Annotated in this window: 16 protein-coding genes and 1 tRNA gene; 11 read left to right on the forward strand and 6 right to left on the reverse strand. The window is 40.5% G+C overall.

Going from position 1 to position 21,541, the window contains the following annotated elements:
- Positions 1–68: 68 nt before the first annotated feature.
- From A9Y75_RS02055 to A9Y75_RS02070, 4 genes are all read left to right on the forward strand, one after another.
- Positions 69–1,487 (forward strand): 2-polyprenyl-6-methoxyphenol hydroxylase-like oxidoreductase, encoded by a 1,419-nt coding sequence (locus tag A9Y75_RS02055; RefSeq protein ID WP_071187758.1) that lies wholly within the window; start codon positions 69–71, stop codon positions 1,485–1,487.
- Between the two features lie 479 nt (positions 1,488–1,966).
- Positions 1,967–2,797: a metallophosphoesterase gene (locus tag A9Y75_RS02060; protein WP_071187760.1), complete on the forward strand. Its 831-nt coding sequence runs from the start codon at positions 1,967–1,969 to the stop codon at positions 2,795–2,797.
- Positions 2,798–3,710: 913 nt separating this feature from the next.
- The gene (locus tag A9Y75_RS02065; protein ID WP_071187762.1) at positions 3,711–5,201 is read left to right on the forward strand and encodes an acyl-CoA synthetase; all 1,491 of its coding nucleotides are present in this window, start codon (positions 3,711–3,713) and stop codon (positions 5,199–5,201) included.
- A gap of 137 nt (positions 5,202–5,338) precedes the next feature.
- Positions 5,339–5,596: a hypothetical protein gene (locus A9Y75_RS02070; RefSeq protein ID WP_071187764.1), complete on the forward strand. Its 258-nt coding sequence runs from the start codon at positions 5,339–5,341 to the stop codon at positions 5,594–5,596.
- Positions 5,597–5,989: 393 nt separating this feature from the next.
- On the opposite strand, the gene A9Y75_RS02075 is transcribed toward A9Y75_RS02070, so the two are convergent.
- Both A9Y75_RS02075 and A9Y75_RS02080 read right to left on the reverse strand, forming a co-directional pair.
- Positions 5,990–6,439, reverse strand: coding sequence for a DUF29 domain-containing protein (locus A9Y75_RS02075; protein ID WP_071187766.1), 450 nt, complete (start codon positions 6,437–6,439; stop codon positions 5,990–5,992).
- 138 nt (positions 6,440–6,577) lie between these two features.
- A complete protein-coding gene (locus tag A9Y75_RS02080; protein ID WP_071187768.1) occupies positions 6,578–8,833 on the reverse strand; it encodes a DUF1796 family putative cysteine peptidase in 2,256 nt (751 codons plus the stop codon).
- Positions 8,834–9,019: 186 nt separating this feature from the next.
- On the opposite strand from A9Y75_RS02080, the gene A9Y75_RS02085 reads away from it, so the two are divergent.
- The 4 genes from A9Y75_RS02085 (at position 9,020) to A9Y75_RS02100 (ending at position 12,768) form a co-directional block, all read left to right on the forward strand.
- The gene (locus tag A9Y75_RS02085; RefSeq protein ID WP_071187770.1) at positions 9,020–10,117 is read left to right on the forward strand and encodes a tocopherol cyclase family protein; all 1,098 of its coding nucleotides are present in this window, start codon (positions 9,020–9,022) and stop codon (positions 10,115–10,117) included.
- Positions 10,118–10,150: 33 nt separating this feature from the next.
- A tRNA-Arg gene (locus A9Y75_RS02090) sits at positions 10,151–10,224 on the forward strand.
- Between the two features lie 683 nt (positions 10,225–10,907).
- Entirely contained in the window at positions 10,908–11,477 is a 570-nt protein-coding gene (locus A9Y75_RS02095; RefSeq protein WP_083389466.1) for a YdcF family protein, read from the forward strand.
- Positions 11,478–11,604: 127 nt separating this feature from the next.
- Positions 11,605–12,768: a GuaB3 family IMP dehydrogenase-related protein gene (locus tag A9Y75_RS02100; protein ID WP_071187771.1), complete on the forward strand. Its 1,164-nt coding sequence runs from the start codon at positions 11,605–11,607 to the stop codon at positions 12,766–12,768.
- Here A9Y75_RS02100 and A9Y75_RS28125 read toward each other — a convergent pair.
- Entirely contained in the window at positions 12,751–12,969 is a 219-nt protein-coding gene (locus A9Y75_RS28125; protein WP_177176075.1) for a hypothetical protein, read from the reverse strand. The two genes, A9Y75_RS02100 and A9Y75_RS28125, sit on opposite strands and share 18 nt — an antisense overlap.
- 201 nt (positions 12,970–13,170) lie before the next feature.
- On the opposite strand from A9Y75_RS28125, the gene trxA reads away from it, so the two are divergent.
- The 3 genes from trxA (at position 13,171) to A9Y75_RS02120 (ending at position 16,885) form a co-directional block, all read left to right on the forward strand.
- Entirely contained in the window at positions 13,171–13,524 is a 354-nt protein-coding gene (gene trxA, locus A9Y75_RS02105; RefSeq protein ID WP_269086272.1) for a thioredoxin, read from the forward strand.
- Between the two features lie 641 nt (positions 13,525–14,165).
- Positions 14,166–15,236, forward strand: coding sequence for an LOG family protein (locus A9Y75_RS02115; protein WP_071187777.1), 1,071 nt, complete (start codon positions 14,166–14,168; stop codon positions 15,234–15,236).
- Positions 15,237–15,559: 323 nt separating this feature from the next.
- On the forward strand, positions 15,560–16,885 hold the full coding sequence (locus A9Y75_RS02120) for a D-alanyl-D-alanine carboxypeptidase (RefSeq protein WP_071187778.1): 1,326 nt from the start codon (positions 15,560–15,562) through the stop codon (positions 16,883–16,885).
- Between the two features lie 162 nt (positions 16,886–17,047).
- Here the strand turns inward: A9Y75_RS02120 and lptC are convergent, their stop codons facing one another.
- The 3 genes from lptC to metG form a co-directional block, all read right to left on the reverse strand.
- Positions 17,048–18,391, reverse strand: coding sequence for an LPS export ABC transporter periplasmic protein LptC (gene lptC, locus A9Y75_RS02125; protein ID WP_236721305.1), 1,344 nt, complete (start codon positions 18,389–18,391; stop codon positions 17,048–17,050).
- A complete protein-coding gene (locus A9Y75_RS02130) occupies positions 18,391–19,020 on the reverse strand; it encodes an NYN domain-containing protein (RefSeq protein ID WP_071187780.1) in 630 nt (209 codons plus the stop codon). Before A9Y75_RS02130 ends, lptC begins: the two co-directional genes overlap by 1 nt.
- Positions 19,021–19,167: 147 nt before the next feature.
- A complete protein-coding gene (gene metG / locus A9Y75_RS02135) occupies positions 19,168–20,769 on the reverse strand; it encodes a methionine--tRNA ligase (RefSeq protein WP_071187782.1) in 1,602 nt (533 codons plus the stop codon).
- Between the last annotated feature and the right edge of the window lie 772 nt (positions 20,770–21,541).

Raw genomic sequence — 21,541 nt, forward strand, 5'->3', positions numbered from 1 at the left:
TATTATCGTTATTGTCATATTAACAAAGCAATTGTGCAAAACTTGTATCCAAAAAGGTGAATTATAATATGGGTTCCGCCAATAGTTGCATAGCTACAGAAAAAACCGCCGTTGTCATGGGAGGAAGTATCGCGGGAATGCTGACGGCTCAGGTACTGACGAAGCATTTTGACCGTGTAATCATTGTAGAACGGGATCTGCTTAAAGAAACAGCCGAAAAAACAGAACAACGTCCTGGTGTACCTCAATCCCTTCATGCTCACGCGTTACTGATACGGGGTCAGCAGATTCTAGAACATTTGTTTCCTGGTATCATTACTGAATTAGCAGATTCAGATGCACCGGTTATCAACTGGACAGCAGATAGTCTTTGGTTAAGTATTCGCGGTTGGGTTCCCCGCTTTGATTCTCAACTAATTACCCGCACCTGTAGCCGGAATTTGCTGGAGTGGACTATCCGCAAACGTTTGACTGCAAATGATCGTGTGGAGTGGAAGACAGCAACACAGGTAACTGACTTACTTACCAATAAAGCTAGTGTGTCGGGTGTGCGGATACGCACTGCTAACGAACCGGAAGTAGAGATAATTGCTGATTTAGTGGTGGATGCTACAGGACGAAATTCTCGCACACCTCATTGGTTGCAAGCAATGGGCTATGAACCACCCCAGGAAACAGTTGTCAATTCTTTTTTAGGTTACGCCAGTCGCTGGTATGAGTTTCCGGCTGATTTGCAAAAAGATTGGAAGGCAGTGTATATTACAACACAAGCACCTGGTACTCGTGGGGGTGTGATTTATCAAGTCGAAGGTAATCGCTGGATTGTCACACTATCTGGTGTTGGTCGGGATTATCCACCTACGGATGAGGCCGGTTTTTTGGAATTTGCTCGGAGTTTGCGATCGCCCATTATCTACGAAACTATCAAAAAACTTCAACCCCTTTCACCAATTTACGCCTATAAACGCACAGAAAACTGTCTGCATCATTATGAAAAACTGTCTCGATTCCCAGAAAATTTCCTAGTAGTTGGTGATGCTGTCTGTAGCTTCAATCCCGTTTACGGTCAAGGTATGACTACCGCTGCTTTAGGTGCTATGACTCTGGATGAATGCTTAAGTAAACAAGGTAATTCAATTGGTCTATCCCGAAGGTTTCAAAAGCAACTCAACAAGGTCATTAGCGTACCTTGGATGATAGCTACGGGTGAGGATTTCCGTTGGTCTACCACAGAAGGAGGACAAACCAGTTTAATCAACAAACTGATGCAGAAGTATTTAGAACAACTATTGGTGCTGCAAACCCAAAGCCCGGAAGTTCATCAATTGTTTTTAGAAGTAATGCATATGCAAAAGCAACCCAAGGCATTTTTCCATCCCCGCATCTTGATGCAGGTTTTGAAACAGGTTTTCACTTCCCAAGGTCAAGGGGAAAATTTGAGTAATGGAGAGAGTTTAGCAACATCTCTACCTGCGGTTGTGGAATAATTTTTTTTTGGGAATTTTTTAATTTAGCGGGGATGTTGTGTTAGATGACAGAAACTAAAACTAATTTAATTCAACATCCTCTTTTTCCCTGAGAATCCCTATAAGTAGGTGAACAGAAAAATTTAAAGGTATGTGAAGAAAAGTAAAATCGCCCAAAACTCTCTTCCTGTTCCCTGTTAAGAGTTCCCTGTTCCCTTGCCCCAACGACAATTTTTAACGCCCACCTACTTAGTTCATGTATTCTGACTGCAAAGATGATGGCATAAACTACTTTGGGTATCTTGATTAAAAATAAATGCTGTAATACAGTATACAGTTAAATAAAATTTAAGCTTCCTTTAGATTAGATAAAATAAGTATAAATACGCTAAAATATCCAACTTTCGTGAAATTTCCAAAAAGTTACTCTGTGGATACAAACAACCTGAAAATTTTCAGTTAACCTATAAATAAGAATATTAAAAATTATTAAACGCCTTATGCACAGGTTATTATCTGGACCGTTGAGTATTGAGAAATTAACGGTTAAGATTGCGGGATTACCTGCATCATTACAAGGTATAAAACTGGTGCAGATGTCAGATTTTCATTACGATGGTGTGCGATTATCAGATAAAATGCTAGAAAGAGCGATCGCACTCAGTAACCAAGAACAACCAGATTTAGTTCTCTTAACTGGTGACTACATCACTACAACACCAGAACCTATTCACCAACTTGTAAAAAGCCTCAAACATCTGCAAAGTCGTTGTGGTGTCTATGCTGTATTAGGGAACCATGATATACATTATGCTAATTCAAAATCTGAAGTTACAAAAGCACTGACAAACAATGGTATTCATGTCCTCTGGAACGAAATCGCTTATCCATTAGGAAACGAATTACCACTAATAGGACTAGCAGACCGTTACTCACAGGAATTCAATCCTACACTAGTCATGAATCAGCTAGACCCTGCTACACCGCGTATAGTTCTATCCCACAACCCAGATACAGCAGAAACATTGCAAAAATGGCGCGTAGATTTGCAATTATCTGGTCATACTCACGGTGGACAAATCGTTATTCCCGGTTTGGGACCAGCAGTATATTTTTACAAAAAAATCTTGCGAAAAATACCCATCAAAATCCGGCGCAAAGTACCATTTTTGAGGAAAAATTACTCTGTTGTCCATCATTGGGAATGGTCACAAGGCTTACATCAAATAGGAAAAAACCAGCTATATGTCAATCGTGGCTTAGGAACTTATCTCCCCGGAAGATTATTTTGTTCGCCAGAAGTGACTATAATTACCTTACAAAGTGAATAACATCTAGGATTATGGAGTTATACTCAAAACGGCTAGGAACCTTACTTTTTCATAATACAAAAACCAATTCTTAAGCCTTTCCCCGTTGCGGGGAGAGGTTTGGAGAGGGGTTCCATATTTGGTTAAACAATGAACCGTTTGCAGTATACATCAAATATAGGAGAACAAACATCATATTTAATTACAGCTATTATTATTGATTTAGTCCCGCTCAACAAGGACTTCTTACAACAGAAACCGCTGTCAGTTGCGACCGATCTACATCAGCAACTTACAGCGGCTTCATTATCAAGCAATAATTCAATAAAATGGGATAATCCGAATTAACTACATCAACTAAGGTGAACCTGATTCGCAATCAACTACTCAGGATTGTGTATCCTTCATTCTAACTAGGCAGGCATTTCTGGCTATGAATTCAAACACCTCCAATCACAACTCGATGAAATCAAGGCGAAAACATATTGTACAGGAAGCCACAACCTAACAGTGATTGCGAGGACATTAGAGCAGGAGGTACAGGCTCTAACTCAAAAGTTTTTGTTTGACTTTTAACCTTTTCGTACCTTGCTCTTAATCTAGCATGAGTTTTTTCATCTGTGCCGTATATTTACTAAAGTTGAACTTCATTAAAGTATTGCAATAATTCCTGAAATCTTTCTTAATCTTTTTTTCACTTTTCATCTTCGCTAATAAATCAAACTGCTATATTCATTGCCATATAGCGATTCCAGCTTAAGTGAGGTACAGCTTTTAAAGAATTAATAGCAGCTATAAGAGGATTTAGACACCTGTAAAATGGCTTTTTGAAGAGTACGCAGATGATTTTGTACCTTACTTTACTAGAAACTGCTATCGCCGAATAGGTTATAAAATGTGCATCTTAGGAACAATCATAAATTGGTAAAAAAAAGTGAATCTCCCTTTGATTACTTGTGCTGAAGAACATAACGAGAAAATAGCAATTGTTACAGATGAACGAGCATTTAGCTATCGGAATTTGCTCCACATTTCCAGTCTAATTGCGACAGGTCTGCTTCACGATGCAGAAGACTTACAAGAGCAGAGAGTTGCTTTTCTCATTCCACCTGGGTTTGAGTATGTAGCTACTCAGTGGGGGATTTGGCGTGCAGGCGGAATAGCCGTACCTCTGTGTATTTCCCACCCGCGACCAGAATTGGAGTATGTGATTACAAATTCAGGAGCATCAATTATTGTTGCCCATCCCCAATTTGAGGATATACTGCGCCTAATTGCTACTGAAAAAAATTTGCGCTTTATTCTCACCTCAGAAACACTGCCAAATCATGTTAGTCCCCTTCCAAATGTAGATATTAAAAGACGGGCATTAATTCTCTATACGAGTGGTACAACAGGTAAACCCAAGGGTGTGGTGATAACCCATGATCATATTCAAGCTCAAGTAACTAGCTTAATCACAGCTTGGGAATGGACATCGGATGATAGCATTTTACATATACTACCTTTACATCATATTCATGGGATTATCAACGTCTTGACTTGTGCTTTATGGGCTGGGGCAGAGTGTCACATATTGAGCAAATTTGATGTTGAAACTGTGTGGAATCGAATTTGTGAGGGTGAATTAACCCTATTTATGGCAGTACCAACAATTTATGTAAAATTGATTGCTGCTTGGGAAAAGGCTTCTAAAGAACGTCAAAAAATCATGACCGCAGGCTGTGGAAAAATGCGTTTGATGGTTTCTGGTTCAGCAGCTTTACCAGTACAAGTATTAGAAAAATGGCAGAGTATTAGCGGTCATTTTCTGTTGGAACGCTATGGGATGACGGAAATTGGTATGGCACTATCCAACCCTTTACACGGTCAACGGTACGCAGGATATGTGGGTCAACCTTTACCGCAAGTCGAAGTTAGATTAGTAGATGAGAGTGGAGAATTAGTCCCACCAGGAATACCAGGAGAAATTCAAGTTAAAAGCCCTGGAGTGTTTTTAGAATATTGGCAAAACCCTCAAGCAACGGACAAAGCGTTTAGAGATGGCTGGTTTTGTACTGGAGATACGGCAATAGTCGAGAATGACAACTATCGTATTTTAGGCCGGATGAGCGTAGATATCATCAAAACCGGAGGGTATAAAGTTTCAGCTTTAGAAATTGAGGAAGTGCTAAGAACCCATCCAGATATTCAGGAATGTGCAGTGGTTGGGGTTGCTGATTTAGAATGGGGTGAGCGAGTTTGTGCAGCGTTAGTATTGCGATCGCAACGCCAGTTGACATTAGAATCTTTTAGGAGTTGGGCAAAGGAGCAATTGGCAGTTTATAAGATTCCAACTCGAATTATCATAGTTGATGAATTACCGCGCAACGCTATGGGGAAAGTAACTAAACCAAAGGTGGTTGAACTATTTCACATAAAATAACGAGCCGATAAACGCACCCGATAATATCAGCGATTTGCTTCCATCAGTGCTGCGCTATCTCCGCAAAAAGTGTTACAATGGGTCATGGGTTTAAAGATGTCAAGAATATCTTTAATATAGAGAGATGGTAAATGATTATGAAAACATCAATCGGCATTAATCCAGCTTATGAAGAAATAATAAACTTTCTTGCGGCTGGGACAACATCCCAAAGTTTAATTGAATTTCAAGCATCAGAAACTGTAAAAGAAAGAGTGGCTGATCTAATATTTCGTGAGAAAAATGAGGGGATTTCTTCAGACGAAAAATCAGAATTAGATCATTATCTGATCTTAGAACATTTATTAAGATTAGCAAAGGCTCGCGCTTATGATTTTATTAAAGAGGAGGCTTAAAATTTAATTATGGAGCGTCCTTATTTGAATCAAGAAGTTCGCCGTTTAGTTGCCAAAAGAGCCTTGATTTTGTAAAAGAGATTGCTTTTGAAAAAAATATCGGCAATAAAGAAAGCAAAGGTTATATTAATAGGGGATGGCAAGTGAGTTTTAGAAAAGGTAATTTTTAACTAAATATCGTATCTAATGACCAATAAATAGGTAATTGCTTTTTTGGTGATAATCGGGAGTTGAGAGCGCGTAAGTACTAACTTGTCAATTCGCTTTTTTAGATAAAATATAATCAAGAGAAATAAGTAAACACAAAAGTAGAAAATATAATGATAGAAGCCACATTCACAGAAATCGTAGAAGCTGCCGATCAATATCGACTTAAAATAAGCACTGACTTTCTCAATTAGGTAAATAATTAATATCGAGAACTTCATCAAACGAATAAGGACATTCTGCGGGAAAGTTTACAGTAAAACCTGTTTTTTCTTGAACATAACCCAAAGCATCCTCATAAATGTTTGTAAAAATAGAACTCAAATAATTATACAAATTAGATGTTAATCTATCTTTTAACTGGACTCGAAAACTTCTAATTTCCGAACGCCAATGATTTTTATTTCTGTCATATTCTTGTGTCCAAAACTGCAATAATAAAAGATGTCTAATTACTTGTTCTAGTAAACTTTTAACTTGATGCTTATCTCTTTTTGCCAAAGATTCCAACTCCTCAATTAAATTTTCTAAATCTAACTCATCAAAACGACTTTGTTTTAATAATTGAATAGTTTCTAATAACCATAAATGGTCATCAGTTTCATAGAGTTGCTGTAAATTAGTAATAACTGTCATAACTTCACCTTTTGTTATTTACAAATTACACATACAATTAATCACTATTATAACATAGATATTTGGCGTTGTTAAATTGAAATATGGAATGGGAAAACTCACAATCTCAAACTTCAAAATACAACGCCAAATATTTATTTAGTTCTTCGGAGGATTTGGTGGACACCAAAAGAGATTTTTACTCGACACTCCCAAAGATTCAATAATTCCCCGCATCACATCTGTGCAGTACATCCAGTGTCCCAAGTCGTCATACATCCGATCAGGATTAAACTCGAAATTGTAATGCAGCATATTAGGAATATCTAAAAATTCATCAGATGATTGGGGAGAAAGAATCAACAGTTGAAAAGGCTTACCTTGACATTTTTTTTCCAACTTATTCAACAGATCAATCACCCCACCTCGGTCAGCAATTCCTGTGCGAATAAACAGCACTTGATCACAATGCTGGAGTACATACCCAAACCTTTGGGAACGTGCCGTATACCGAACCCGCATCCGTTCATAGACAGGAGACATATCGTTAACAGGGTCTTCTGTATCCTCAACTTCATGGGCAAAGGATAAACCTGTCCATTTACTGTGGTAGATTCGTCCTGCATCTGGACTGTAATGCAAGAAGCTAGGATTCCACATATCATCAAAACGATTTTCGATGATATCAGCGATATCTGCAATATTAGTGGTGCGGGTTAGATCAAAGGGAAATGCGGGGCCGTCGTACTCCATCTTGTACAGCATCATACGGACAGCACAGCGATCGCCTAAAGGCAAAATAGCAACACGGCTAATATCCGATAATTTGCATTTATATTGCAAAAATACTGCTGATTTAGGAGGTGCTTTCACCCGGCTTTCTAACCCGTCCTTACCAATCATCATAGTACGAAAAGGTACATCGGGATGAAGCGGGTCTTCATACACCCCTGATGGCATAACTTTCAGTGCCTTACGTACCTCCGTCCACATCGGCTGGATGTTGTACTCGTTGTCTGATTCGTTAATTACCCAGATGTGATGTTCGTCTTTTTGCAAAATCCCCAAATGCCCGTCATAGAACAAAACCTGTGAGTTATTCGGTGCAAAAAGATTAAAAGCAGCACTGTATTCCAGGTCAGCACCAGGGGGAATTTCCACAGATGTAGCGATTGTCCCATCCTCTTCCACTGCAAAGAAGGGGAGTGTTCCTTTTTGGGCATTTTTCGCAATGTAGATGCCTGGGATTAGTCCTGCTTTACTTTGCAGTACAGTTTGTAGTTCTTGCCAATAGGGAGCAATGGTATAACTATATTTTGATGGATTTCTAATCCGCAAACTCTTCTCCTCGATACAGGCACAGACATAGAAACCTGCATTATCAAGGTAGATAGGGACTTCATTCGGTTGCCAAAAGCGTTGTTTTTCTTTTGCTAATTCGTCTTTTTCAATTTGGAAGAGGCGCAGGTCTATGGCCTCATACATCAGATTGTGACCGATGGTGTTAGGGTGAGATGGGTCAAAAGATATTCCCTCTTTCCACCGTCCCTGACCATTATCTAATGGTGCTAACCAATCCAAAACCGGCACACCCCAATTCAACATTCGGTTATGTGTATCCTGCAACAGCCAATGATGTTCAGGGGAAAAATCGCCATTGGGATAGACTCCCCCTAAAATTGGACGTGCGCCCAGTTTCCGAGTCATTTTCACCAACTGCTGCAAACCACTCTCAAACCGCCTTTGTGCCGCCCTGCGTTCGTGAGGAGGACAATAAGCTAACCCTTCATTACCTAGAGATAGGGCAATAATCACTATATCTGGTTTTTCTGGGGTGACAACTGAGGCAAATCGAGCGATCGCTCTGCTGACATTTGCGCCCGACTCTGATAAATTGATGACTTGATGGCCGTATTTTTGCTGCAAATCCTTTGCCAACAGCCAAGCCCAACCTCTCAATAACCAAGCCTTCTGTCCTAATGCAACAGAACTGCCAATAACCACAATTTTGAGACCGCCCGACTCTTTTTGAATGGGGTTAGTATCAGTAAGATCCTGAAAGTATGCGAAGGGATAAGGCTGTAAATAACCATAAGCGCCATCATCCACAACAATATTACCAGACTGCTCGTCAGGATTGATTGATATCCAACGGTTTGCACCTATAGCTTCCCATTGTCCACGGCCTTTTGCATCAATGCGTACATACTTGTATTCGACTCTTTGGCAATTATCGGACTCCAAAGATGGCTGAATGTCGAGTTCTTTGTCTGTCCACCATAAAGGATAGCTATCAGCACTTGTGCGAAGGTAAATACATTTGGTAATGTCCCACAATCCCAACTCCGGAGTGGAACCAACCAGACCAATGGATTCACCAGTTTGCGTGTAGGCACTAACCTGGAATTGATACATAGGTTTTTTGCTGATTTAGGGATACAATGCCTTATGGGAAGTCTGAATCCTTACAGATACTTTGACAGACTATCACATAGAACACCTAGTGAGTATGATAAATTTTACCACTACTACCTTTTAAGGTGAGATCCCCCAATGCAAAGGTATCTGGCTTGTACCCTAAAATAAGCGTTAGAGATTCCTATGATTAATATTCCCAAAAACTTCTTAGACTTAACCCAAACACCCCACAGCGGCTACCATTGGGACGGAAGTAGTCGCCGCTTCTTTGAAGGCTGGTATTATCGCGTTACATTGCCCGAAATAGGGCAAACTATTGCCTTCATGTACTCCATCGAAGATCCCATCGGGAATCAGCCTTACAGCGGCGGTGCTGCCCAAATCCTGGGCATAAATGATGAGTATCTCTGTCGCACTTTTCCTGATGTCAACAAATTTTGGGCGAGTCAGGATGTCTTAGCTTTGGGACATTGGGGAAAAACAGACTTACAAGATTCCCCGCTTTACCTCGTCCCCACAGAATTTGAGCATCATATTCAACAAGGCTATCAAGCCACCGCTACCTTAAACCAAGGCATAATTACAGATCCTGGAACAGGTAATTATTGCCGATGGCAGTATGAAATTAAACCCGTATATGCTTGGGGTAATCAAAATAATATTCAGCAATCAACCGCCGGGTGGTTATCATTTTCGCAGATATTTGAACCAGGATGGCAAATTTTAATGGCTCACGGTTTAGCCACCGGTTTCATAGACTGGAATGGTAAAATTTATGAATTCACCAACGCTCCAGCTTACGCAGAAAAAAATTGGGGTGGTGCTTTTCCCCAAAAATGGTTTTGGCTTAATTGTAATTCTTTCGACGACGAACCAGACTTAGCATTAACTGCTGGTGGGGGAAGACGTGGTGTATTGTGGTGGATGGAATCTGTAGCCATGATTGGTATACACTATCAAGGCAAATTTTATGAATTCGTTCCCTGGAATTCACAAGTAAGTTGGGAAATTCATCCTTGGGGAAGATGGCAAATGCAAGCCAAAAACTCTCACTATGAGGTTGAATTGACAGGAACTACCGATTTACCAGGTACAATCCTACGCGCACCCACAACCGATGGGTTAGCATACTGTTGTCAAGACACCATGCAAGGGAAACTAGATTTAGAATTGCGCGAACTCAATGGCAGCAAATCTAAAATTATCCTCAAGGCACAAAGTCATCTTTGTGGTTTAGAAGTAGGTGGCGCGAGTTGGGAAAATATTTGGCAGTCTTCCTAAAACTACTGCTATAATTGTAAATGCTTCATAGTTGGGGTTGTAGCTCAGTTGGATAGAGCGGACGCCTCCTAAGCGTCAGGTCGTGCGTTCAAGTCGCACCAGTCCCGTTTTTTTTACAGAAGTATCCGGTAAGCGTAAAGCTCAGTGGCTTCAGCCCTGAGATATAAGATTTTGTAATCAACACTTCTCTGAATTCGTTTTGGGGTGGGAAAGTTTGATGATTCACCACAATGTTTCCGGATAAATTTTATAGTGAATGAACATTTCATTTATTAGATGGCTAAAATTTTAACAGCCCTCCCAGTAACAATTCACATCAGTGCATGAAGGTAAAATGAATATATTAATTAGTTCCCAAAATTGATCCTGTTGACTTTCATGATCTAAAAAAAATTCAATCAAGAAATGGGTTTCAACCCCTATGATATATTGTCCGATATGGGTTAGTATGATTCATCAAAGATATAGGAATAATATTTGATTTTTGTTGGCGCAGCCTGCGCTTTGCGCTTACAAACTCAGTACACCTGATATTCCTTCTTTTCTGTTAAGAGTTCCCTGTTAAGAGTTCCCTGCCTCTACGAGTAAATATGCCTACGGCACGCTACCGCGAACAGGAATCAAACCGGATTCCTATAGTATTACTATATTTATGGTGTAGTTCAATACATTTCAATATAAAGATTACTCAAATCAAGATTTGGGTATAATTTGCTTAAACTTCCTACTTTGCATAACTTTATAATTTTTAGAGAAAATCCTGGTCTTTACAGACTCACTTTATAGAGCCTTGAATAAGCTACTGTTTACAGGTAAATCTTTGCGACTTATATCTTTTATCCTACCGTTCTTACTATGGTGGGGATACAAAGAAGTACAAAACCAATTTGTACAACCGCAAGCAATGTTAGTTTTGGGTGGTTCCACCAGACGTTTAGAAAGGGAAAAATTTACAGCAGATTTTGCTCGTAAGCATCCCAATATACCAATATGGATTACTGGAGGTAGTCCACCTACATATACTAAACAAGTGTTTACCAAAGCAGGAGTTGATCCCCGGCGTTTGCACTTGGACTATGAAGCCGTAGATACAGTTACTAATTTTACTACCTTGGTAGATGATTTGAAATCTCGCGGCATTAAAAGAGTTTATTTAATTACTTCCGACTTTCATATGCGTCGTGCTTGTGTTATCGGTGAAATTATTTTAGGTAGTCGGGGTATTTATTTTAAAGCCGTATCAGTTCCTTCACAAAAATCGCCCGAACCCATTGAAAAATCGATCCGTGATGGAGCTAGAGCTATCCTGTGGGTAGCTACTGGTTATACAGGCGCAGATCAAGCCAAAAATAGACGATAAATCAAGATTCGGAATTCAGGAAAAACCAATTAAGAGTCCCCTACTCTCTATTTCCTAGAAAAAAATCCCTGCCAATATCCCCACAATTTGATACCCTAGCTTAAACAGATTTGAGAAAAGTGAAAGCGTGGAAATTCAACTTGGGCGGGGAAAAATAGCTCGTAGAGCTTATGGAATTGATGAAATTGCTTTAGTCCCCGGTAACAGAACACTCGATCCGAGTTTGGCAGATACTAGGTGGAGTATTGGCAATATTGAACGAGAAATCCCCATTATTGCCAGTGCAATGGATGGTGTTGTCGATGTCAAGATGGCTGTCCGTTTGTCCCAGTTAGGCGCTTTAGGCGTGATCAATTTAGAGGGTATCCAAACTCGCTATGCCGACCCTGAACCGATTTTAGATCGGATTGCCTCAGTCGGTAAAGAGGAATTTGTTGCCTTGATGCAAGAACTCTATGCCGAACCAATAAAGCCGGAATTAATTGAAAAACGTATTCAGGAAATTAAAAAACAAGGTGGTATTGCGGCAGTGAGTGCTACTCCAGCCGGTGCTAGTAAATTTGGTCAAGTAGTCGCCAAAGCTGGAGCGGATATATTTTTTATCCAAGCTACAGTAGTTTCTACAGCCCACTTATCACCAGAGTCAATCATTCCCCTAGATTTAGCTGAATTTTGCCGTTCTATGCCCATTCCTGTGGCGCTGGGCAACTGTGTCACCTATGAAGTCACCTTGGATTTGATGAAAGCCGGTGCAGCGGCAGTATTGGTGGGAATTGGACCCGGTGCTGCTTGTACATCTCGTGGGGTGTTGGGTGTGGGTGTACCGCAAGCAACAGCGATCGCAGATTGTGCCGCAGCCCGAGATGATTATTATCGGGCAACGGGTCAATATATCCCTGTAATTGCTGATGGTGGTTTAATTACAGGCGGTGATATTTGTAAATGTATCGCCTGTGGTGCCGATGGTGTGATGATTGGTTCTCCCTTTGCTAGAGCCTCTGAAGCCCCAGGAAGAGGTTATCATTGGGGCATGGCCACCCCCAGCCCAGTTCTACCTCGTGGTACTCGTATTCGTGTGGGTACTACCGGTACTCTAGAGCAAATACTCACGGGTCCTGCGGGATTAGATGATGGTACTCATAATCTTGTCGGGGCCTTAAAAACTAGCATGGGTACATTAGGAGCCAAAAATCTTAAAGAAATGCAGCAAGTTGAAGTTGTCATTGCTCCTTCTCTCTTAACCGAAGGCAAAGTCTACCAAAAAGCCCAACAATTAGGCATGGGTAAGTAAAGCTACTGGGGAGATGGGGAGATGGGGAGACGCGGGGATGGGGAGACGCGGAGATGGGGAGACGCGGAGACGCGGAGATGGGGAGAGGAGAGTATTTATCTTTCTTCTTCCTGACTCCTGACTCCTGACTCCTGACTCCTGACTCCTGCCTCCTGCCCTCTGCTCCCTACCTCCAAAAAATTTTTCCAGCGCCCTCAACAATCACTGGAAAAATCCTATATGTCGCCTACAATAGAAATAGCGGAGACGCATGTTTCCGTTCACTCCTCACACCACACTCCGCCCGGACTACTGTTCGGGCGGTTCCTTATGATTATGCATAAATTTTATAGCTTCTTTGCAAATGTACATTCTTAGCTTTCAAGCATCCGTTTTTGCTATGGTAGAATTTTCACGAAACTCATCAAATATAATAGGCAAAGGTTTTTAGCCATGTCAGCAGCTACACCAGTTACAGATTCTAGTTTTGAAGCAGAAGTACTTAAGAGCGATGTACCAGTTTTAGTTGACTTTTGGGCCCCCTGGTGTGGCCCCTGCCGGATGGTAGCTCCTGTTGTTGATGAAATAGCATTGCAGTATGAAGGTCAACTAAAGGTCGTCAAAATCAATACTGATGAGAATCCTGAGGTTGCCGGTAAATTTGGTATCCGCAGTATTCCTACATTAATGATTTTTAAAGGTGGACAAAAAGTGGATATGGTTGTCGGTGCTGTGCCGAAAACTACATTAGCTACCACTTTAGAGAGGTATCTTTGAACTTCAATCGTTTACAAAATGTTATTGAGTTGTCCATTTAATCTAGTGTTAGGTGAATATTTATCAGCTAGTTTTAGAGACGCAAAATTCGTGTCTCTGGACAACTTTTTTTCAAATCAGAGGGATCTTGCAAAGCTACTAAGGATGTGTCTCCTGCTCGAGATACATCCATATTTTGTTGGCATACTGAGGTTGATTTCAGGCAATTGGGTAATGTTTAAAAAACTTATAGCAGGAGTCAGGATTCAGGATTCAGGATTCAGGATTCAGGATTCAGAAGGCAGCTATGCTGGAGGTAGAGGGCTTTTATGAACCCACCCTTAAAAGGCTGAGATTGAAATAAAGACGTTTTATACCTCGCTGCAAGTAGTCTCGGTATAATTATTGATTTTTACAGAGCTTTAAACCCAGAACTAAAAGTTTTTATTCATACTCTTAACCTTCTGCCTTCTGCCCTCGACCCTCTGCCTTTCTTTGTAAAACCCGCTTGTAGTGGGAGTTTCATTATCAATTGATGTCCTAACCACCCTGTCCACGGCTATAAAATTTAAAATTTAGATATCATTGGAGTTTTCAGATTTTTCTAAAAAATTACGCACAAAATTTAGATAAAATATAATGCCATTATTACGGCTATTCTCATGACCTCATCTGCGTCGTTTGACTACTTAGAGTCTCTCCAAGCCGATATGGCTGAATTGATAGATCGTTTACCAACCTTAAAACACCGCCAATTTATCCAACAGGCACTTGCTACCATAGTGCGTCTAGCTGATAGTGAAATTGAGCGTCTTGACTGGAAGATATTATCCGCCGCTCTAGCAGACATGGAAGGCGGTTTTCAGCTTTTTTATGGCTACCGTCATGTTCGCAAAATCACTATTTTTGGTTCTGCCCGTTTAGCACCAGAAACTCCTGAGTACCAAATCGCACTACAGTTTGCACGCGCTGTTTCTCAATTGGGATTTATGGTCATGACAGGGGGTGGTGGTGGTATCATGCAGGCGGGGCAAGAAGGTGCTGGGCGAGAAAATTCTTTTGGCTTAAATATTCAATTACCTTTTGAGCAACAAGCCAATCCTTTTATTGAAGGTGATCCGAAACTGATTCACTTCAAATATTTCTTTACCCGCAAGTTGTTTCTGCTCAAAGAAAGTGACGCTGTGGCTTTATTTCCCGGTGGGTTTGGCACTCAAGATGAAGCTTTTGAATGTATGACATTAAGCCAGACAGGAAAATTTGGTCCAGTTCCTTTGGTTCTCATAGATACCCCCGGTGGTGATTACTGGCGCTCTTGGAGTAAATATGTTGATGAGCAATTGGTAAAAACAGGGCTTGTCAGTCCCGATGATCCTAGTTTGTACACTATTACAGATAATCTGGAAGTGGCTTGTAATGCTATTACCCAGTTTTATCAGGTTTATCACTCTAGTCGCTACGTAGGTGATCAGTTAGTAATGCGTCTGAGACAAGAATTATCAGATGCTGAAGTAGAACGACTGAATATTGACTTTTACGATATTCTTGTTCAAGGCAAAATCGAAAAAAGTCAGATATTACCTCAAGAAGGGCAAGATGAAACATCTGAACTACCTCGCCTAATTTTATACTTCAATCAGCGAGACTTAGGGCGTTTGTATCAGATGATTGCAGCCATTAATCAAATGGGTACTCCTTCTGAGGAGGAAGCAGCACACCCAGAAAGAAAATAAGCTCTACTCGATTAAAAAAACGGGCTGAAGTTAAGTAGGATCAGTAGGGTAAGTCAATGCATCTGGTTAAAAATATGACCCGTTATGACTGCTATGGTGATAGGATTTTGGATTTTAGATTTTAGATTTTGGATTCTCAAAGACTTATTACATAAGCTTTATTTATTGCTGATTAGCAAAAATATAGCTTGTATATTAAGCTGTCGATTCTTGACTTTTCTGGTTAGAAGGCATTCTCAGTGTCAAAAACTGCAATTCAAAGGCGCGATCGCCCAGCAAAGTAAACAATATACAAAATTTGAAACAAGATAGAGGAATTAAATATGCTGGAATTATTAGGTTCAGGTTTGGTTTCTCTTTGGCTAGACATGGCTGGAGTGAAGATTAAGCCTTTAGATGCTTTAGATGCATTGGCTTGGCAAAGTAGCCCTGGCTTTGTTATTGCTCCTGATCCCAATCGAGCAGGTGCTATGACAGTGCAGGAATATCTCAAGGGCTTGATTACCTCGAAGTTGGTAGCCCAGGATCTCATCTCACATCAGGGAATTTGGTTGCAGTCAGGTCCTATGCTGATGGCTAATCACCAAGGTACTATACCTTTACCAGCTGCATCTTTAACTAAGATTGCAACTTCACTAGCCACTTTTAAAACTTGGGGTCCAGACCATCAATTTGATACTTTGGTCAGCGCCACAGGTCCTGTAGTCAATGGCGTAGTACAGGGTGATTTGGTGATTACAGGTGGTAATGATCCGATGTTTGTGGGGGAAGAAGCGATCGCTCTTGGTAATACTCTCAATAAAATCGGCATTAAGCAAGTAAAGGGAAATTTGGTAATTATTGGCAATTTCGCCATGAATTTCCAACGTGACCCCGTTTTAGCCGGTCAATTGCTCAAGCAAGCTCTGAATCACAAGACTTGGAATCGTTCTGTGATTTACCAATATTCAATCATGCCTAAGGGAACACCCAAGCCCCAAGTTGTTATTGCTGGTACTGTCAAAGTTGAAGCACAGCCCAAAGCCCAACAAACTTTACTGGTACGTCATCGCTCTTTACCTTTAAAGCAACTAATTAAGGAGATGAATGTTTACAGTAATAACGATATTGCAGAAATGTTAGCGGATGCAGTGGGGGGAGCAACTGTAGTTAAAGCCACGGCCGCTAATCTTGCTCAAGTACCACAGTCGGAAATTCAGTTAATTAATGGTTCTGGACTAGGACGCGAAAATCGTATTTCCCCTAGAGCAGCTTGTGCTATGTTAATGGCGCTGCAAAGAGAAGCATCAGCCCATCAGTTAACTTTGGCTGACTTATTCCCTATGTCTGGCTTTGATCAGCGCGGGACAATGCACTCCAGACATTTACCAATTGCGACTGTAATGAAAACTGGCACTCTTAATGATGTGAGTGCTTTAGCCGGAGTTGTACCCACACGCGATCGCGGTTTAGTCTGGTTTGCGATTATCAATCGTGGTGGTAATGTATCGGGTTTCCGTGCTGAACAGGATAAGCTTTTGCAACACCTCGTCAAACAATTACAAGTATCTACTGGCATACCTAATGCCCTCACCCCTGACTCTCCTAAGAATTCCTTACCACAATTAGGTGCAGGGAGTCGAAATGAAATCTTGTTAAAAAGCTTGTAAACAGGGAACAGGGAACAGGGAACAGGGAACAGGGTGCAGGGGGCAGGGGGCAGGGTGCAGGGAACAGGGAACAGGGAACAGGGAACAGGGAACAGGAAGTAATTATTTCTCCCCATCTCCCCATCTCCCCATCTCCCCATCTCCCCATCTCCCCATCCCTTCCTAACCTCCATCCTGGGGAATAATCTCTGTTAGCACTCTCTCTTTAGAATTACCACCCTTAACGGTAATATTTTCTGTTTGCAGGTTGCCGACGGCTGTTTCACCTGTGAAAGTTAATTTTGGCTCAACTTGGCGATAAACGACATTTCCCTGGGCTTCTAGAAGTTTTTTGTCTACATTCCAAGTGAGTGTATTTGATTTTAAAGACTGGTTACGTTGTCCCACTGCATTGACATTGCCGATTAAATTAATTATTTTTTGTGGGATATTCATTTTTCCTTGATTACCAGTCACCGTCACATTTTCAGCTTGGTGAAAAACGCGCAAGGGCGAATTTGTAGTGACAATTTCTTGAGTTATGTTCCAGGTAATAGAGTTACTAGTTATTTGCATTGGTGGATCTAGTAACTGTATCTGGGCTTTGGGTTGAATAGTAGCAATTTTAGTTTTTAAGTTAACTTCTGCGGCATTGCCTTTACCACGGTCGGTGATTTGATTATTTTTGTAGCGGTCAATTTCGATTGGGCGATCGCTAATTAATTTTTCAGTTTTGATTTGCCAGATTAAATGCTCAGTTCGCATTTGCAATTGTGGTTCAGTAGAATTTGCTACGACTTTTCCCGAAAATTCTACACGCTGTTCACGGGTTTTAACTCTTGCTTCCTGTGCTACAGCTTTCAACTGTTTGTGAGTACCATTTAGCTGATTACGAACAATTAATAAATCTTCTTTTGGTCGCCATTCTAATTCATTTCCTTGTAAAACAATACCATTCAGCGGATCTGTAGCAATAATCTTGCCTTTGAGCAATAATTGCTTACCATCTTGCTGGATGTCGGCTTTATCAGCTTTAATTTTATAAACTACTTTGCCATCTTGGTATAATTCACCATCAGGATTTTCGGCTTCACCTATTTCTTTTTCTTTGGTATATTTTGCTTGTTTAGCTCTGACTTTCCAAATTGGTCTGCCTACTTCATCAAATTGTTCTAAAGCAACATCAAAAAAAGTCAACTTACTATCCACTTTTTCTGGAGATGAATCCCCAGTATTTGATTTGGTAGATGATTGATTACTACAAGAAAATAACCCAATGACCAAAAATAAAGTTAAAGGTAGATAATACCAATTGACTGGCCATTGTAAATTATCCCATAAATGGAAGCAGGAGGAGTTGGTTTTACTTCCCCCCAGAAGTGTTGAACAAAGAAGCAAGGGTGAAAAAGACGAGGAAGAGCCGGAGTTAACATCTCTATATTTATGGTCTCCCTGCTCAATGCTCTCTGTTTCCCTGCTTCTTGTTGAATTTTCTCCCTCATTCTTCCTGCCTTCTTGATATTGCATTATTCTGGAATTTCTAAATGTCCTTCACTTTCTCGATGGTCATCCAAAAAACCCATCCCAGCTAAAGGTCGATATGGATAGCTTTGACGGGGTGTTTTTTGAATATCTTCTTTGATGGCTTCTAAATCGATATAGCGATCGCTCACATTAATTAAACTATCACTAGTCATCGACCGCAAACTCACCACCTCAACCCGCACACCGCGATAGCTGACCGAATTTACCGCGTAAGCCAAATCGCCGTCACCGCTCACTAAAACTGCGGTATCATAGGAATCGACAAGCGCCATCATATCCACAGCTATTTCTACATCTAAGTTAGCTTTTTTTGAGCCATCTGGCAGCTGTACCAAATCTTTAGCAATGACTCGATAGCCGTTGCGACGCATCCACAGCAAAAATCCCTGCTGTTTCTCATTTGTCCGGTCTACTCCCGTATAAAAGAAAGCTCGCAACAGCCTTGATCCCCCAGTTAAACGACACAGCAACTTCGTGTAATCAATTTCGATCCCTAGTTGCAGCGCCGCATAAAATAGATTGGAGCCATCAATAAATATAGCTACACGACCGCGATTTTCTAAAACCTGTTCCGGCGTGAATATAGAGTCGTTTTCCAAATTATTCAACATGGTTCTCATACCTCAGTTCTTATCCTTGTTATTTTTGATAGAAATCGCTAACTTTTACATACTTGTTAGAGTGGCTTATCATAATTTTCCGGGGCTAATCAATTAAGCCCCGAGCAAATTTTTTGCGTAAATCAAAAATGGAAAGTACTAATCATTTTTTAAAGCTTCTATCCGTTTAAAAACTGGTTGAGGTGTACCCAACTGTTGTTGATCGGATAATACGCCCCATGTTGCATGGGTAGTAAAAGGCGCAATAATTAAACTTTCTGTTTGATCGTTAAAGTTTATTCCCCAGCCGAGTTGCTGATAAATATCACTGCTGATATTGGGAATAATCGGGGAGAGGAGATAAGCTGCTAATCTCACTGATTCAAGAACCGTGTACAGCACTGCTTCCACTTCTTCCTGCTTTCCCTGTTTATATAATGTCCAAGGTGCTTGGTCATCAATAAACTTATTGCTGGCTTGTACCAGCGACAGAACAGCATGGCAGGCTTCATTGAAAGCTAGTGTCTCGTAGGCTTGTTTCACCTTCTCTCCTAGACTTAAGCCAATTGCTTTTAAAGAATTTTCAGCCGGGATAGCTGACTGGGCAATTGACGGCACTTTACCAGCGCAGTATTTCTTCACCATGTTTAAGGTGCGATTTAACAAATTACCTAAATCATTTGCCAAATCTGCATTCAGAACATGAATGAACCTAATTTCATTAAAATCGCCATCTTTACCAAATTCGATTTCCTTAAGGAAGTAATAACGAACTGCGTCGCTACCATAACGTTGAACTAAAGCTACAGGATCTAGGGTATTACCTAGGGTTTTACCCATTTTTTGACCATCTTTAGTCAAAAAGCCATGCCCAAAAACTCGCTCTGGTAAGGGTAAACCTGCTGATATCAGCATTGCTGGCCAGTACACTGCATGAAAGCGCAATATATCTTTACCAATCAGGTGCAGATTGATTGGCCACCATTTTTCTAAAGCATTGGCTAAAGTCGGTTCTGCATCAGGTTCTAACAATGCTGTGACATAACCTAATAGCGCATCAAACCAGACATAAAGGGTATGTTTAGAATCCACAGGTACTGGAAAACCCCAATCGAGATTTACCCGCGAAATCGAAAAGTCTTGTAAACCTTGACTAACAAAGTTGAGGACTTCATTCCGCCGACTTGCAGGTTGGATAAAATCTGGTCTAGACTGATAAAATTCCTCTAATTGGGTTTGATACTTGGATAGTTTAAAGAAGTAGTTTTGCTCGTCTCGCCACTCTACTTGCTTGGTAGTATGTATGGGGCAGCGTTTATCTTCGAGCAGTTCCCGTTCTTCTTTAAATTCTTCGCAGGATACGCAGTACCAACCTTTTTGTTGTCCTTGGTAAATATCGCCATTTTCCCAAACTCGTTGGAAGAATTCTTTGACAATTGCGTGATGGTTAGCAGCGGTGGTGCGACTAAAGCGATCATATTGGATATTGAGAACTTCCCACAAGTTCAGGAAACTGGGTACTATTTGATCACAAAACTCTTGTGGTGCTTTTCCAGAACTAGCTGCTGACCGCTGAATTTTCTGTCCATGTTCATCTGTACCCGTAATTAGCAGTACTTGATGTCCCAATAAGCGCTGAAACCGTGCCACTACATCCGCAGCCATTGTTGTGTAAGCACTGCCAATATGAGGAACATCGTTTACATAGTATAGAGGTGTCGTCAGTACAAATGTCTTTTCTGTTTTATTCACTAGATTCATGCAAAATTAAAAAACAAATTATTAAACCGTTTTCTCTGTTCGTTAATGCGGTAAAACCACGTAATTATATAACATGGCTACTCATTTTTTCAAACCACCATTTAATATTAGCAAAGTTCCTCAACTCAAGAATTGTTGTGTAATATCTAGAAATCCAGCTAATTTATCGTCCCATTAGGGATAATAGTTGCTACTCCCTTCCCAGTGTAAGATTAGCTATCTTCTTCCTTCTTCCTTCTTTGCTTCTCCTGTCGGAGACGCTGCGCGAACGCAACGCTACCGCGAACGCGTCTTTGCGGTTTATTTAACCAAATACCGTGGGTTTAAGTCCCCCGGTTCTATAACCGGTAAGTTTTGTGTTGGGGTTAAATCCCCATTACAAAACTTAATTACGAATTACGAATTACGAATTACGAATTATTTAATCCGTATTCTTTGAGTGGGAAGAGAGTAAAAATCATGGTGTCAGCAGTTTATGGCAGTGATTCTTACAAATGGAATAATCTTTATAGACGAAACACTAACCCCAATTCTGAAAATATAGTTGAATCTGTAATTTAGACATTCTATAAAGATGCTCTAAATTAGAGTAAAGAAATGTAAAAATTACATCAAGATAAACTGCGAGTTTTTGAGAAAAAATATTCTGTATAATCTCAGGAGGATTTATTTATCCTCAACGAAATCACAGAAAAAGTTTTTTATTCGCAAAGAAATAGGGAACAGTTTTTCTAAATATCTATTTCCAATCATAAATTACTATCCTTGGGTG

It is taken from the genome of Trichormus sp. NMC-1, assembly GCF_001858025.1.
Lineage (GTDB): Bacteria > Cyanobacteriota > Cyanobacteriia > Cyanobacteriales > Nostocaceae > Anabaena.